The organism is Streptococcus lactarius (assembly GCF_016642265.1).
Taxonomy (GTDB): Bacteria; Bacillota; Bacilli; order Lactobacillales; family Streptococcaceae; genus Streptococcus; species Streptococcus lactarius.
In genome coordinates this window covers 1-14,791 of the sequence record NZ_MRXX01000001.1, presented here as the reverse complement: position 1 = coordinate 14,791, position 14,791 = coordinate 1, and the positions used below count along the sequence as shown (strand labels likewise).

Annotated in this window: 16 protein-coding genes; 9 read left to right on the top strand and 7 right to left on the bottom strand. The window is 41.8% G+C overall.

Going from position 1 to position 14,791, the window contains the following annotated elements; all coding sequences use genetic code 11:
• Positions 1–95: 95 nt before the first annotated feature.
• A complete protein-coding gene (locus BTU61_RS00080; protein ID WP_187538932.1) occupies positions 96–1,082 on the bottom strand; it encodes an L-lactate dehydrogenase in 987 nt (328 codons plus the stop codon).
• 199 nt (positions 1,083–1,281) lie between these two features.
• Here BTU61_RS00080 and gyrA point away from each other — a divergent pair, with 199 nt between their 5' ends.
• From gyrA to radC, 4 genes are all read left to right on the top strand, one after another.
• Positions 1,282–3,738, top strand: coding sequence for a DNA gyrase subunit A (gene gyrA / locus BTU61_RS00075; protein ID WP_200771803.1), 2,457 nt, complete (start codon positions 1,282–1,284; stop codon positions 3,736–3,738).
• A 13-nt stretch (positions 3,739–3,751) separates the two neighbouring features.
• The gene (locus BTU61_RS00070) at positions 3,752–4,495 is read left to right on the top strand and encodes a class A sortase (RefSeq protein ID WP_200771802.1); all 744 of its coding nucleotides are present in this window, start codon (positions 3,752–3,754) and stop codon (positions 4,493–4,495) included.
• A gap of 159 nt (positions 4,496–4,654) precedes the next feature.
• The gene (locus BTU61_RS00065) at positions 4,655–4,933 is read left to right on the top strand and encodes a porphobilinogen deaminase (RefSeq protein ID WP_187538926.1); all 279 of its coding nucleotides are present in this window, start codon (positions 4,655–4,657) and stop codon (positions 4,931–4,933) included.
• A gap of 53 nt (positions 4,934–4,986) precedes the next feature.
• Positions 4,987–5,670 (top strand): RadC family protein, encoded by a 684-nt coding sequence (radC, locus tag BTU61_RS00060; RefSeq protein ID WP_200771801.1) that lies wholly within the window; start codon positions 4,987–4,989, stop codon positions 5,668–5,670.
• 137 nt (positions 5,671–5,807) lie between these two features.
• Here the strand turns inward: radC and BTU61_RS00055 are convergent, their stop codons facing one another.
• The 6 genes from BTU61_RS00055 to BTU61_RS00030 form a co-directional block, all read right to left on the bottom strand.
• Positions 5,808–6,455, bottom strand: a complete 648-nt coding sequence (locus tag BTU61_RS00055) for a redox-sensing transcriptional repressor Rex (RefSeq protein ID WP_187538922.1) — start codon at positions 6,453–6,455, stop codon at positions 5,808–5,810.
• A 135-nt stretch (positions 6,456–6,590) separates the two neighbouring features.
• Positions 6,591–6,809: a DUF4649 family protein gene (locus BTU61_RS00050; protein ID WP_200771800.1), complete on the bottom strand. Its 219-nt coding sequence runs from the start codon at positions 6,807–6,809 to the stop codon at positions 6,591–6,593.
• A gap of 2 nt (positions 6,810–6,811) precedes the next feature.
• Positions 6,812–7,159 carry a DUF1831 domain-containing protein gene (locus BTU61_RS00045; RefSeq protein WP_200771799.1) on the bottom strand — a complete coding sequence of 116 codons (348 nt, stop codon included), beginning with the start codon at positions 7,157–7,159 and terminating at the stop codon, positions 6,812–6,814.
• A 9-nt stretch (positions 7,160–7,168) separates the two neighbouring features.
• Positions 7,169–8,281 carry a cysteine desulfurase family protein gene (locus BTU61_RS00040; RefSeq protein ID WP_200771798.1) on the bottom strand — a complete coding sequence of 371 codons (1,113 nt, stop codon included), beginning with the start codon at positions 8,279–8,281 and terminating at the stop codon, positions 7,169–7,171.
• Positions 8,282–8,290: 9 nt separating this feature from the next.
• On the bottom strand, positions 8,291–9,247 hold the full coding sequence (locus BTU61_RS00035) for a ribose-phosphate diphosphokinase (RefSeq protein WP_200771797.1): 957 nt from the start codon (positions 9,245–9,247) through the stop codon (positions 8,291–8,293).
• 63 nt (positions 9,248–9,310) lie between these two features.
• Entirely contained in the window at positions 9,311–9,877 is a 567-nt protein-coding gene (locus BTU61_RS00030) for a CYTH domain-containing protein (protein ID WP_200771796.1), read from the bottom strand.
• A gap of 95 nt (positions 9,878–9,972) precedes the next feature.
• Between BTU61_RS00030 and yjbM the strand changes: the two genes are divergently transcribed.
• Genes yjbM through mutY form a run of 5 tightly spaced genes read left to right on the top strand, consistent with a single transcriptional unit; the run spans position 9,973 to position 14,546 of the window.
• Positions 9,973–10,644, top strand: a complete 672-nt coding sequence (yjbM, locus tag BTU61_RS00025) for a GTP diphosphokinase (RefSeq protein ID WP_187538910.1) — start codon at positions 9,973–9,975, stop codon at positions 10,642–10,644.
• Positions 10,628–11,446: an NAD kinase gene (locus tag BTU61_RS00020; protein WP_338058542.1), complete on the top strand. Its 819-nt coding sequence runs from the start codon at positions 10,628–10,630 to the stop codon at positions 11,444–11,446. Before yjbM ends, BTU61_RS00020 begins: the two co-directional genes overlap by 17 nt.
• Positions 11,443–12,336: an RluA family pseudouridine synthase gene (locus BTU61_RS00015; protein ID WP_200771794.1), complete on the top strand. Its 894-nt coding sequence runs from the start codon at positions 11,443–11,445 to the stop codon at positions 12,334–12,336. Before BTU61_RS00020 ends, BTU61_RS00015 begins: the two co-directional genes overlap by 4 nt.
• A gap of 21 nt (positions 12,337–12,357) precedes the next feature.
• Complete coding sequence (gene pta, locus BTU61_RS00010) at positions 12,358–13,335, top strand: phosphate acetyltransferase (protein WP_200771793.1); 978 nt, start codon at positions 12,358–12,360, stop codon at positions 13,333–13,335.
• A gap of 56 nt (positions 13,336–13,391) precedes the next feature.
• The gene (gene mutY / locus BTU61_RS00005; protein WP_200771792.1) at positions 13,392–14,546 is read left to right on the top strand and encodes an A/G-specific adenine glycosylase; all 1,155 of its coding nucleotides are present in this window, start codon (positions 13,392–13,394) and stop codon (positions 14,544–14,546) included.
• Positions 14,547–14,791 lie beyond the last annotated feature (245 nt).

Below are 14,791 nucleotides of genomic sequence, written 5' to 3'. Positions count from 1 at the left end.
ACGAATTACCGATTTCTGTCCCACTCTCTCTTTTTATTTATTTAGAGTTAGAAAAAAGACTCTCTGGAAATCAGAGAGCCTTTTCTATTGATGGATTAGTTTTTAGATGCTGCTTGGAATTCAGGGTTTTTCCATGCTTCATCAATGATGGCTTGCAACTCAGAAGCAGAAGCTTGCATCTTTTGAGTTTCAGCATCGTTCAATGGGATGTTTACAGGACGTACAATACCATGCGCACCAACAACGGCTGGTTGACCGATATAGACGTTCTTCACGCCATATTGACCTTCTTGGAATACTGAAAGAGGAAGGACAGCATGTTCATCATCAAGGATAGCTTTTGTAATACGAGCAAGGGCGACTGCGATACCGTAGTAAGTAGCACCTTTTTTATTGATGATAGTGTAAGCTGCGTCACGAACACCTTCGAACAATTCGATGAGTTCAGTTTCTTGAACGTTTTGAGTGTCTTTCAAGAATTCTTCAAGGTTGACACCTGCAATGTTAGCATGTGACCAAACAGCGAATTCTGAGTCACCGTGTTCACCCATGATGTAGGCGTGAACAGAACGAGCATCTACGTCCAATTTTTCAGCAAGGGCTTGACGGAAACGAGCTGAGTCCAGTGAAGTACCTGAACCGATAACACGTTCTTTAGGGAATCCAGAGAATTTCCAAGTAGAGTATGTCAAGACGTCAACTGGGTTCGCAGCAACAAGGAAGATACCTTTGAAACCTGATTCAACAACTTGAGTTACGATTGATTTGTTGATGGCAAGGTTCTTACCTACAAGGTCAAGACGAGTTTCACCTGGTTTTTGAGGTGCACCAGCAGTGATGACAACTAGATCGGCATCTGCACAGTCTTCGTACTTAGCTGCGTAGATCTTCTTAGGTGAAGTGAAGGCAAGGGCGTGGCTAAGGTCAAGAGCATCACCGACAGCCTTTTCGAACAATTGAGGAATTTCAATGATTCCAAGTTCTTGAGCAATACCTTGGTTTACAAGTGCGAAAGCGTAAGATGAACCTACGGCACCGTCACCAACAAGGATGACTTTTTTGTGTTGTTTAGTTGCAGTCATGAGTCTAAACATCTCCTTCATTTTTTTTTGAGATTATCTCTCATTCGTTTTCATTTTACCACTTTTAAATGTCTTTGTCACTCAAAATAGTATAGAACCTGAGATGTAAACGTTTTTACATTTGTGCTCACAGAGAGTAAAATAGCGTAAAATGTGATATAATAGAGGGGTGAATTAAGTAAAGAGAGGCATTTTTTGAATGCAGGATAATAATCTTATTAATGTGAATTTAACATCAGAAATGAAGACGAGCTTTATCGATTATGCCATGAGTGTAATCGTGTCTCGTGCTCTTCCTGACGTTCGAGATGGTTTAAAACCTGTTCATCGCCGTATCTTATACGGTATGAACGAGTTGGGGGTTTCACCTGACAAACCACATAAGAAATCAGCTCGTATCACAGGGGATGTTATGGGTAAATATCACCCACACGGGGATTCCTCTATTTATGAAGCCATGGTTCGGATGGCTCAGTGGTGGAGTTATCGCTACATGTTAGTGGATGGTCATGGAAACTTTGGTTCTATGGACGGTGATGGTGCCGCTGCACAACGGTATACCGAAGCTCGTATGAGTAAGATCGCTCTTGAAATGTTGCGCGATATCAACAAAAATACCGTTGATTTTGTGGATAACTATGACGCCAGTGAGCGCGAACCATTAGTTCTTCCAGCGCGTTTTCCGAACCTTCTTGTAAATGGGGCAACGGGGATCGCTGTTGGGATGGCCACTAATATTCCACCTCACAACCTTGGAGAAACCATTGATGCTGTGAAGTTGATGATGGACAATCCTGAAGTGACGACACGCGACTTGATGGAAGTTTTGCCAGGTCCGGATTTCCCGACAGGAGCTCTTGTCATGGGGAAATCAGGGATCTTCAAGGCTTATGAGACAGGGAAAGGTTCTATCGTCCTTCGTTCCCGCACTGAGATTGAAGTAACTAAGAGCGGCCGAGAACGCATTGTCGTGACTGAGTTTCCATATATGGTCAATAAGACCAAGGTCCATGAACATATTGTCCGTTTAGTGCAAGAAAAACGGATCGAAGGGATTACAGCTGTACGGGATGAATCCAACCGTGAAGGGGTTCGCTTTATCATTGAAGTACGCCGGGATGCATCTGCAAACGTGATCTTAAACAACCTCTTTAAGCTGACTCAAATGCAAACTAGCTTTGGTTTCAATATGTTGGCCATCGAAAATGGGGTTCCTAAAATTCTCTCTCTTCGTCAAATTTTGGGCGCTTATATTGAGCATCAAAAAGAAGTAGTGACTCGCCGGACCATCTTTGATAAAGAAAAGGCAGAAGCGCGAGCTCATATTTTAGAAGGCTTGCTCATTGCCCTAGATCATATTGATGAAGTAATCAAAATCATTCGCAACAGCCAAACGGATGCAGAGGCTCAAGCGGAATTGATGAGCAAATTTAAGCTGTCAGAACGCCAAAGTCAAGCTATATTGGATATGCGTCTTCGTCGTTTGACTGGTTTGGAACGAGATAAAATTCAAAATGAATACGATGACTTGGTAGCTTTGATTGCTGATTTAGCAGATATTTTGGCTAAACCAGAACGGGTCATTGCAATTATCAAAGAAGAATTGGAAGAAGTCAAACGCAAGTTTGGCGATGCTCGTCGCACGGAGTTGATGGTCGGTGAAGTTCTGTCTCTTGAAGATGAGGACTTGATTGAAGAAACCGATGTCTTGATTACTCTTTCTAACAAAGGATATATCAAACGTTTGGACCAAGCTGAATTTACAGCTCAAAAACGTGGGGGACGTGGTGTTCAAGGAACGGGTGTAAAAAATGATGATTTTGTCCGTGAACTGGTATCAACTAGCACCCACGACCATCTGCTCTTCTTTACCAATAAGGGACGTGTCTATCGTCTGAAAGGATATGAAATCCCAGAATATGGACGTACAGCCAAAGGCTTACCGATTGTCAATCTTTTGAAACTGGACGAAGGAGAGTCCATTCAAACCATTATCAATGTTGAGCAAGATCGAAGTGATGAGGCTTATCTCTTCTTTACGACGCGACAAGGTTTGGTGAAACGGACCAATGTAGCAGAGTTTTCAAATATCCGTCAAAATGGACTGAAAGCCTTAAATCTAAGAGATGATGATGAATTGATCAATGTCTTCCTTACTGATGGAGATACAGACGTTATCATCGGTACCAAGTATGGCTATTCTGTTCGCTTTAATGAATCGGTCGTTCGGAATATGGGCCGGACAGCCACTGGGGTTCGTGGAGTGAATCTTCGTGATGGAGACCAGGTTGTCGGTGCTAGCGTGATTACGGACCAAGATGAAGTGTTGATCATCACTGAAAAAGGGTATGGTAAGCGGACAATGGCAAGTGAATACCCAACCAAAGGTCGTGGTGGTAAGGGAATTAAGACAGCCAACATTACAGAGAAAAATGGTGCTCTCGCAGGTCTCATGACTGTTGAAGGCAATGAAGACCTTATGATTATAACCAATACTGGTGTGATGATTCGGACGGGTGTGGCTAATATTTCTCAAACTGGTCGTTCCACTCAGGGTGTGAAAGTGATGCGACTGGATCAGGATGCTAAGATTGTGACCTTTACAACAGTTCAGGCCGATGAAAAAGACGAAGAAATAGTAGAAGAAAACGAATAGATAAGGGGACAGAATGTCACGCAAAAGAAAAAAGAAAAAGAGTTTACGCAATACTCTTATCAATGTCGTTGCAACGCTCTTGATTATCCTCTCGCTGTTATTGATCTTTAATGCACCGATCCGAAATATGATCATGGTATGGCACACCAATCAATACCAGGTGAGCAAGGTTGATAAAAAGACCCTAGATAAAAATAAGAAAGTAAAGACGAGTTTTGATTTTCAGCATGTGCAGTCTTTGTCGACTGAAGCAGTGATCAATGCTCAATGGCAGGCTCAGAAGCTTCCTGTTATTGGTGGAATTTCGATTCCTGAATTAAACATGAATCTTCCCATCTTTAAGGGACTCGAAAACGTTGCCCTATATTATGGCGCAGGGACCATGAAGGAAACCCAAGTCATGGGGAAAGGCAATTATTCACTTGCCAGTCACCATGTCTTTGGCTTGACTGGTGCTAATGCTATGTTATTCTCACCTTTGGAAAAAGCCAAGGCTGGCATGAAGATCTACATCACGGATAAGGAAAAGATTTATACCTATGTCATCTCGTCTGTTGAGACGGTGACCCCTGATCGTGTGGATGTAATCCAAGACCGTGAAGGTGTCAATGAAATTACGCTAGTAACTTGTGAGGATGCTGCAGCAACTTATCGTACGATTGTCAAAGGGACTTTGGAAACCTCCGTTGACTATGACAAGGCTCCAAAAGATATCTTGGATTCCTTTGGGAAATCCTACAATCAAATGCAACTTTAAGGAAATAGAAGCTTAAGGCAAGGCCTAGGCTTCTATTTTTATGAATGAAAACTGTAAAAATGTAAGAGACTGGTAACATAATGTAAGAGACTTGTCATACTTCTGTGTGAAATTCAAGGTATAATACTAGGTGGTAAGGCAGGATAAGGAGGAAAAATTGTGACCAAGGATCGGATTTATCATCTCTTACATCATTTTTACAAACTTTTAGTCAATGATTTTCCACGAAATGGTTTAATTACAAAAGGCATTTATGAAGTCGAGCAGCTTTATCAGGCACTAGAGGCGATTCCTCAGCACCAAGAGTATTTGATGCGTTCTGAGATTCAAACATTTTTAAAAGAACTGGAGCAAGTACAGAGCGGATACCAAATTTGGTTTAAGAAAGACCAAGTGCTAGTATTGGATGATTTGAAGCAAGAAATATCTTGTCAGTAAAGAAATACATGATTTTCTCTTTTGATTACGAATTAATAAGTGAGGAGGAAATTATGTACGAAATTTCATTTATTGAACCATCTTTGCTTCCTAGAGAACGTTTGGTCTCAGAGGGAGTTGAGAAGTTAAGTCACCAGGAGCTGGTATCTATTCTACTGAGGACTGGAAATAAACAAAAAAGTGTCTATGAGATTGCCCAAAACCTCTTGACGTCTGTGAATAGTTTAAAAGAGCTGGGGGATTTGACCTTAGAAGAGTTGCAGGAAATCTCAGGAATTGGTCGTGTCAAGGCAATTGAACTGCAAGCGGTTATCGAGTTAGGAAGACGGATTCACAAAGATCAGTTGATGAGTTCAGAACAGATCATGAGCAGTCAAAAATTGGCCCATAAAATTCAACAGGAAATTGGCCATAAGAAGCAGGAGCATCTAGTAGCACTCTATTTGAATACACAAAATGAGATTATTCACCAACAGACTATCTTTATCGGAACGGTCAATCGTAGTATCGCAGAACCGCGCGAAATTCTCCACTATGCCTTAAAGCATATGGCTACCTCTATCATTCTAGCTCACAATCATCCATCTGGTGCAGTATTTCCGAGTAAAAATGATGATGAGGTCACCAATCGTGTCATAGAAGCCTGTGATGTGATGGGTTTAACCTTGTTGGATCATTTGATTGTTTCAGAAGATAACTATTACAGTTACCGTGAAGAGACTGATCTCTTAGTATAAAAAAGGCTGGGACAAAAGTCCTAGCCTCTTAATTTTCTTTGGATTGTCGAGCAAAACGCAGTGGTTGAGTGNNAATCGAATTCTAACGAATGACCGATTTCTGTCCCACTCTCTTTTTTTACTAAAGCTGTTTCTTGTTATTCTTCGTTTTTTCTCATGAAATAAAGAAGGGTTTGCAACTCACTGGTTAGGTCCACATATTGAACGACAACACTTTTTGGGAGGGATAAATGAACCGGTGAAAAGCTTAAAATACCCTTGATACCAGCATCGACAAGGAGGCTTGCCACTTCTTGCGCCTTGACACTAGGAACGGTCAAAATAGCTGTCTGGATTCCTTCTTGTTTTAATTTTTCTTTGATTGAAGAAATTCCGTAAATGGGAATTCCATCCTTACTTTTGGTATCAACCAGTTCGTGGTCATCTACATCAAAAGCCATGACAATTTTCATTTTGTTTCGCTCGTGGAAGCGGTAGTTAAGAAGCGCACTTCCCATATTGCCGATCCCAACAATGGCTACGTTGGTAATCGCATTATCATTTAAAAGATCTGCGAAAAAGTTCATTAGCTTTTTGACATCATATCCGAAGCCCCGTCTTCCCAATTCGCCAAAATAAGAGAAGTCTCGGCGAACTGTCGCTGAGTCAATTCCGATAGCATCTGCGATTTGCTTGGAATTGGCTTTCTCTATTTTTTCGGAGTTGAAGCGCTTGAAAATGCGGTAATAAAGGGATAAGCGTTTTGCTGTTGCGCGTGGAATTGGTGTATTTTTATCATGTTTCACAATATCACAACCTTTCCCCTTTATTGTATAGGAAGATTGTGAAAAAATCAACTATCTAAACCGATTTTTCTCTATTTTTTTTACCAAAAGAAAACAGTTGCTACAAACAAAGAATTTTCTGTTTGTAGCAACTGTTTAGGCTCTTTCGTCTTGCTCAACCTTCTTTAGAAAGTTGTAGAGGCCGTCTATTTTTCCAGTATAAGGAAGTCTTTTTCCCTTGTAGTGAATGGACGTAACGGTGTAGGTGTCCGGAAGGGTCACACAGCCTGAAAAAGCAAGGATACAGGCCTCAAGATCAGTGTAAGTAGTGGTACGTTCCACATGATAAGCATCTATATAAGTTAAAGTAACCATTTTTAAACCTCGATTTTATCGAAAATTTCTCTTTCAACGAGACTATCCATTAAGAAATAAAATTTTTGTTGGATGATGTCATTTTTTGAATCTTTAAAGATGTTGACTAGGCGAAGCCCAGACTTATCAGTGATGTTAATTTTGAAGCCTGAGAGGTCTTTATTAAAGATGATTTTGAGTAAAAATCCATCACCGCTGTTGGGAACAGCTTCAAGTAAACGATTTAATTCGAAGTTGCCAACTTTTGTGACAGCAAAGGTGTTGTCGCGAAGGGTGTATTTCTTCACATTGGGATGAAGACGATAGGTATATTTACAGTCTTTTAATGAAACAGTGGTTTCAAATGCCATATTGTTCTCCTATGATAAAATTTCTTTAAGACTTGCGAGGAAGGTTTGAACTTCCTCAGTGGTATTGAGTTCTGAAAAACTAATCCTCAGGGATTCTTTTAGGCGAGGACTTTCAGCGCCATAGAGGGCTTCTAAAACATGGCTGGGTTGTACGGTCCCAGCAGTGCAAGCAGAACCAGTGGATACAGAGATACCCGCTAGATCCAGTCGCATGAGTAAGATGTCATTTTGCACACCTGGAAAGCCAAGGTTCCATACAAAGGGAAGGTGGTCATCACAAGCGTTTACGTAATAGTCGTAGGTTGCTAAACCATTGACTAGTTCTTGTCCGAGTTTTTGAACTTGGCGGAAGTTTTCTTCTTGATGAAGGCTAGCCTGATGAAGTGCCTCAGCCATTCCGACGATGGAAATAAGATTTTCGGTGCTGGCTCTCATTTTATTTTCTTGATCGCCACCGTGTAAGAGTTGATCAAAATCTGGAGTCGCTGCATAAAGAAAGCCGACTCCTTTTGGTCCATGGAACTTATGAGCTGAAGCACTGAGAAAATCGATTCCCAGCTCTTCAGGATAAACAGGGATCTTGCCAATTGCTTGAACGGCATCGACATGAAAGGCTGCAGGATGGTTTTTTAGAAGTTTTCCGATTTCTTTGATGGGTAAGAGATCACCTGTCTCATTATTGGCATACATGGTCGAGACAAGGATGGTATCAGGTCTCAGGGCTGCCTTGAGATCATCGACCTGTATGCGACCATCTCTTGGTTGAATGATCGTTACCTCGAATCCAAAACGTTCGACAAGGTATTCAAGAGGCTCTAAGACAGCATGGTGCTCAAGAGCAGTCGTAATGATATGCTTGCCTTGATCTTGGTGTTTGAGACAGTAGCCTTTTAGAACTGTATTATTACTTTCTGATCCACCTGAAGTGAAGAGAATGCGATTGGGAAGGGTATGGAGAGCTTGAGCAATTTGCTCACGCGCTTCTCTGAGGAGTTTTTTAGCCATTCGACCATGGGCATGGAGGCTAGAAGGGTTTCCATATGTCGATTGCATGGTTTCAGTCATTTTGGTGATGACTTCAGGCAAGAGAGGCGTCGTTGCTGCATTATCAAAGTATATCAAATGAGGACCTTATTTCTTATGATAAGCAAAAAGTGGACTAACCGGTTTTCTTTCTTGGATACGAACAATTGCTTCAGCAATTAATTCGCTGGCTGTCAGATAGTTCACATTTTTAGGAGTCTTTTCTTTGGTAGCAACGGAATCTGTTACCAAGATTTCTTTGATAGGAGATTGGTCTAATAATTCTGCAGCTCCCTTGACAAATAAACCATGGCTAGAGACGGCATAAATCTCAGTTGCTCCCTCTCGTTGAACGATTTTAGATGATTCTGAGAAGGTTTTACCAGTGTTTAAAATATCATCAATCAAGATGGCCTTCTTACCCTTGACATCTCCAATGATATAGCCATAATCACGGTTGGCATCATCTTGTTCGTAATCGATAATAGCGATTGGAGAATCCAAGTATTCGGCTAAACTACGAGCGCGTTTAACACCGGAATTCTTTGGACTAACCACGACGACATCGGAGCCAGTTAATCCTTTGTTAATATAGTGTTCCGCAAAGAGTGGGATGGTATAGAGGTTGTCTACTGCGATATCAAAGAACCCTTGGACCTGAACAGCGTGAAGATCCAGTGTTACGACACGATCAACACCGGCTTTGACCAACATATTCGCAACCAATTTAGCTGTGATTGGTTCACGAGGAGCAGCAGTACGGTCTTGACGGGCGTAGCCAAAATAAGGCATGACCACATTGACCGTATTGGCACTAGCCCGTTGACAAGCATCAACCATGATCAAGAGTTCCATTAAGTGATTGTTAACGGGATAGCTCGTTGATTGAATGATATAGATATCGTATCCACGAACACTTTCTTCAATATTGACTTGGATTTCTCCATCAGAAAATTGGCGTGAAGAAATTTTCCCAAGTGGGACACCAGCGTGTTCCGCTATTTTCTGCGCAATGTCTGGATTTGAATTGAGAGAGAAGAGTTTCATATTTTTTTTATCTGACATGTGATTCCAACCTCTTTTAGAATTTTAATCTTAGCACTATTTTAGCAAAAAATTGTGATAATTTCAGCTATTTAACAACCTTTGTGCCAATCTTGCGATTTTACTTTTAGCGGGTTTGTAGCTGATACCATGATCCTTTATGAATTGTTGAAAATTTGCTTCCTCTTCAGCTGTCTCTACCTCGATTTCCAATTCATAGTCTGCTGTGTCTAGATAAGTACTGTAGTCAAGTGCGACTAGGCCTGCTTCTGTCTCTTTTTCCAAGCGTTTGGTCGTGAGACTTCCCCAGACGGCCAGTTTCTCAAGTGGGATCTTTTTGGAGGATAACAATTCCTTAATTTCACCATCTGGAAAGGCTTGATGCTGTAGGATAGACTGGATTTCTTCTGGACTCAGGTCTTGATTGTATTCGAAGTGGCCGACTGTCTCAGGTACCTTTAGGGTGAGTTCAGCTGTGCTTGCAAAGGTCCGAACGCGGAGTGCCATCTTTTCTTTGCGGATGAGCTGATCTGGAGTGTCGATATAGTGATTGGTTTGGACGACCTCTTGAGTGTCAGTAAAAAGTGGAAGAAGGGATTGGTATTCATCCATGTCTAACATGGTTTTGTATTCAATTTCTAAATGGTTCATTTTGTCATCCTTTGCTTTTTTTTGGTAGCGATTCATGATATAATAAGAGATGTGTTTATTGTATACAAAAACGTTTCAGAATACAAGGTGGTAGGATGGCAATTGATTGGGAAAATTTCTTAGACCCCTATATCCAAGCAGTTGGAGAATTAAAAATTAAACTTCGGGGAATTCGCAAACAATACCGGAAGCAACAAAAGCATTCACCCATCGAGTTTGTCACAGGCCGTGTAAAACCCATCGAGAGTATCCGCGAAAAGATGGTTCGAAGAAGTATTTCAGAAGAAAATCTGGCCCAGGATATGCAAGATATAGCGGGGCTTCGGATCATGGTCCAGTTTGTGGATGATGTGGATGAGGTTCTGGAGGTCTTGCGACATCGGCAGGATATGCGTGTGATCCAAGAGCGGGACTATATTCGCCACAAAAAATCCAGTGGTTACAGAAGCTACCATGTGGTAGTAGAGTATCCCGTTGATACCATCGATGGAAATGAAACCATCTTAGCAGAGATTCAAATTCGGACCTTGTCCATGAATTTTTGGGCAACAATCGAACATTCGCTAAATTATAAATATAAAGGAGACTTTCCAGACGAGATCAAAAAACGCTTAGAGACGACCGCAAACCTTGCTTATCTCTTGGATGAAGAGATGGGTGCCATTCGGGATGCGATCCAGGAAGCTCAAGCCCTGTTTGATCCACTTCATCGTAAGTTAAATGATGGCGTTGGAAATAGTGATGACACAGATGAAGACTATAGGTAAAAAAGTATCCATCATTCGCAATCGAAAGCGTCAGAGTGAAGAGGTTTTTCAACAATTGCGTTACAAGCTTCGTCAAAATAATTTTATTTTAACGGAGAAACATCCCGATATTGTCATTTCCATTGGTGGAGATGGGATGTTGCTGTCGGCTTTTCATAAGTATGAACACCAGTTAGATCGGGTTCGTTTTATCGGTGTCCATACTGGGCACCTAGGCTTTTATACCGATTACTTAGACAGCGAGATTGACAAGCTGGTCGAAAATTTAAAATATGACACGGGGGCCAAGGTTTCCTACCCTATTTTAAATGTTAAGATTACCTTTGACAATGGGGAAACCCGTACGATGAGAGCGCTGAACGAAGCTACGATCAAGCGCAGTGACAGGACTATGGTGGCTGATCTTATGATCAATGGTGTGGATTTTGAGCGCTTCAGAGGAGATGGGATTACCGTTTCGACTCCTACAGGAAGTACGGCTTACAACAAATCCTTGGGAGGAGCAGTCCTTCACCCAACTATTGAGGCGTTGCAGATTGCTGAGATCGCTAGTCTCAACAACCGAGTCTATCGGACGCTAGGCTCTTCGGTCATTGTTCCTAAAAAGGATAAGATCGAGATTACACCGACACGACCTGGCTTCCACATTATCTCTGTTGATAATTCGACTTATTCTTATCGCAATATTGCTAAGGTAGAATACCAGATCGATAATCATAAGATTAATTTTGTGGCAAGCTCTAGTCATACTAGTTTTTGGAATCGGGTCAAGGATGCCTTTATCGGAGATGAAAGGGAATGAGATTTGAATTCATAGCCGATGAGCATGTCAAGGTCAAAACTTTCCTGAAAAAGCACGAGGTTTCAAAAGGCCTCTTAGCCAAGATCAAGTTTCGTGGTGGTCAGATTTTAGTGAATGATCGGCCAGAAAATGTGATTTATCTGTTGAATATAGGAGATCGCTTGGTCATTGAGATTCCAGCAGAAGAAGGTTTTGGAACCTTAAAACCACTGGATCGACCTTTGGATATTTTGTTTGAGGATGATCACTTTTTAGTCTTAGACAAACCCTTTGGCATTTCCTCGATTCCAAGTTCGATTCATTCCAATACTCTGGCAAATTATGTCAAAGGTTACTACGTTACGCAGGGGTACGAGAATCAGCAGGTTCACATTGTTACTCGTTTGGACAAGGATACAAGTGGTGTCATGCTTTTTGCCAAACATGGCTATGCTCATGCCCGTTTAGATAAGCAATTGCAGGCCAAAACGATCCAGAAACGCTATTATGCCTTGGTTAAGGGGTCAGGAAAGCTTGATCCTGTCGGAGAGATTATTGCTCCGATTGCGCGTGATGAAGATTCGATCATTACTCGAAAGGTAGCAAAAGGTGGCAAGTATGCTCATACCAGCTACCAGGTCGTTCAATCTTTTGGTGATATTCACCTAGTGGATATTCAGTTACACACAGGTCGAACCCATCAGATCCGAGTTCATTTTTCTCATATCGGTTTTCCCCTTTTGGGAGATGATCTCTATGGCGGAAGTTTAGAAGACGGCATTGAGCGCCAGGCCCTTCATTGCCATCGTCTCTCCTATTATCATCCATTTCTAGAGGAAGAATTGGTCATAGAAAGACCACTGCCTCCAGATTTCCAAGCTGTTCTAACACAGCTTCAAACCAGTTATTAATTATTAAAAGGAGTAAAACTCATGGAAGTTTTTGAAAAACTCAAATCAAGCTTAGTTGGTCGCAATGCGCGCATTGTTCTCCCTGAAGGCGAAGAGCCACGGATTTTACAAGCGGCTAAGCGGATTGTTAAAGAATCAGATGTTACACCCGTCCTTCTAGGGAATACTGAAAAAATCAGTATTTACCTTGAAATTGAAGGGGTTACAGAAGGTTTTGAAGTCATTGATCCCCATCATTATGATGGCTTTGAGGAAATGGTTGCTGCACTAGTGGAGCGCCGTAAGGGAAAAATGACAGAAGAAGAAGCGCGTCAAGCCTTGCTGGAAGATGTCAACTACTTTGGTGTAATGTTGGTCTATCTTGGCTTAGTGGATGGAATGGTTTCAGGTGCCATTCATTCAACTGCATCAACGGTTCGTCCTGCACTTCAAATCATCAAAACACAACCAGGTGTGAAACGCACTTCCGGTGCCTTCTTAATGGTGCGTGGGGATGAACGTTATCTCTTTGCTGACTGTGCTATTAATATCAATCCAGATGCTGAAGGTTTGGCTGAGATTGCCATTAATTCAGCAAGTACCGCTAAAATGTTTGGCATCGACCCACATATCGCGATGTTAAGCTATTCAACTAAGGGATCTGGCTTTGGTGAAGGGGTGGATAAAGTTGTTGAAGCAACTAAAATTGCCCAAGAACTTCGCCCAGACCTTGATATCGATGGGGAATTGCAATTTGATGCCGCTTTTGTGCCAGAAATTGCAGCCTTAAAAGCTCCTGGAAGTAAGGTAGCTGGTAAGGCCACTGTCTTTGTGTTCCCAAGCATTGAAGCTGGAAATATTAGCTACAAGATGGCGGAACGGTTCGGTGGATTTGCGGCTGTTGGTCCAGTCCTTCAAGGATTGAACAAACCGGTCAATGACTTGTCTCGTGGATGTAATGCAGATGATGTCTTCAAGTTGACGTTAATCACTGCATCCCAAGCGAAACAAGAAGCATAGAATGTGAAAGCTCTGGTCTTGTCCCAGAGTTTTCTATTATAGATATAAGGAAGAATATGGTCGATCTAAAAGAGTACAATATTGAAATGTGGGAGCCTCAAAAAATAAAAGACTTTCGTAGAGATCTTCTAGCGTGGTACGATGAAAATAAAAGAGATCTCCCTTGGCGACAAAATCAGGATGCTTATCGGGTGTGGATTTCTGAAATTATGCTTCAGCAGACACGTGTCGATACTGTGATTCCTTATTACGAACGTTTTCTGAACTGGTTTCCGACGATTAAGAATCTGGCCAATGCGCCGGAAGAAAAGCTCTTAAAAGCCTGGGAAGGTTTGGGGTATTACTCTCGCGTGCGCAATATGCAAACGGCTGCCCAACAGATCATGAAAAAACATGAAGGTGTGTTTCCATCAAGCTATGAGGAAATATCTAAATTGAAGGGAATTGGGCCATATACAGCCGGTGCCATTGCTAGTATTGCTTTTGGATTAGCAGAGCCTGCTGTGGATGGTAATGTCATGAGAGTACTGGCTCGCTTGTTTGAGGTGGATTATGATATCGGGATCCCTTCCAATCGTAAGATTTTCCAAGCTATGATGGAGATCTTGATTGATCCAGATCGTCCAGGGGACTTTAACCAAGCTTTAATGGATTTGGGTTCAGATATTGAATCCCCAGTCAATCCACGACCAGAAGAGAGTCCTGTAAAGGCCTACAGTGCGGCTTATTTGCATGGAACCATGGATCGATACCCGATCAAGGCACCCAAGAAAAAACCAGTACCAGTTTATTTAACAGCCTTTATTATAAAGGATCATCACGGGCGCTACTTGCTGGAGAAAAATGAGCAAGAAGGACTTTTGTCAGGCTTCTGGCATTTTCCGTTGATTGAAGTGGATAGCCTATCCGAGAACCTGGGTCAATTATCTTTACTGGATGGGAAAAAGGAAGCGGAGGACAACCCTGAAATTCTTTCCTTTGAACAGGACTATGACCTGGTTATTGATTGGCATGACGTATCATATCCCATCGTCCAGCATGTCTTTTCGCATCGTAAGTGGCAGGTTCAACTTCGTTACGGCTTGGTAAAAGAAGGGGAGCAGCCAACGAGCGAATCGACTGTTTGGTTAACACCAGAAGAATTTTCAGATTATCCTTTTGCTAAACCACAGCAAAAGATCTGGGAAGCGTTTATTAAAAATGAAAATTGAGAGTGGGACAGAAATCGGTAATTCGTTAGAATTCGATTTCGTCGTCCCACCTCCGCACAGTTGAGTAGAGCTGTAAAAGCTGATGAAATCGGCGTAGTAGAGCCTAATCAACTACTGCGTCTTGCTCGACAATCCAAAAACAAATGAGAGGCTAGGACTTTTGTCCCAGCCTCTTGTTACGTATTGCATGGTTTTAGAATAAAAGACAAGACTTTCGAAGTAATTGCGAGAGTCTTGTTTAGTTT

Coding starts and splice junctions, on each gene's coding strand:
- mutY (WP_200771792.1), top strand. CDS start 13,392: ATGGTCGATCTAAAAGAGTACAATATTGAAATGTGGGAGCCTCAAAAA.
- gyrA (WP_200771803.1), top strand. CDS start 1,282: ATGCAGGATAATAATCTTATTAATGTGAATTTAACATCAGAAATGAAG.
- BTU61_RS00070 (WP_200771802.1), top strand. CDS start 3,752: ATGTCACGCAAAAGAAAAAAGAAAAAGAGTTTACGCAATACTCTTATC.
- BTU61_RS00045 (WP_200771799.1), bottom strand. CDS start 7,159: ATGGCATTTGAAACCACTGTTTCATTAAAAGACTGTAAATATACCTAT.
- BTU61_RS00035 (WP_200771797.1), bottom strand. CDS start 9,247: ATGTCAGATAAAAAAAATATGAAACTCTTCTCTCTCAATTCAAATCCA.
- pta (WP_200771793.1), top strand. CDS start 12,358: ATGGAAGTTTTTGAAAAACTCAAATCAAGCTTAGTTGGTCGCAATGCG.
- BTU61_RS00050 (WP_200771800.1), bottom strand. CDS start 6,809: ATGGTTACTTTAACTTATATAGATGCTTATCATGTGGAACGTACCACT.
- radC (WP_200771801.1), top strand. CDS start 4,987: ATGTACGAAATTTCATTTATTGAACCATCTTTGCTTCCTAGAGAACGT.
- BTU61_RS00080 (WP_187538932.1), bottom strand. CDS start 1,082: ATGACTGCAACTAAACAACACAAAAAAGTCATCCTTGTTGGTGACGGT.
- BTU61_RS00015 (WP_200771794.1), top strand. CDS start 11,443: ATGAGATTTGAATTCATAGCCGATGAGCATGTCAAGGTCAAAACTTTC.
- BTU61_RS00030 (WP_200771796.1), bottom strand. CDS start 9,877: ATGAACCATTTAGAAATTGAATACAAAACCATGTTAGACATGGATGAA.
- yjbM (WP_187538910.1), top strand. CDS start 9,973: ATGGCAATTGATTGGGAAAATTTCTTAGACCCCTATATCCAAGCAGTT.
- BTU61_RS00020 (WP_338058542.1), top strand. CDS start 10,628: ATGAAGACTATAGGTAAAAAAGTATCCATCATTCGCAATCGAAAGCGT.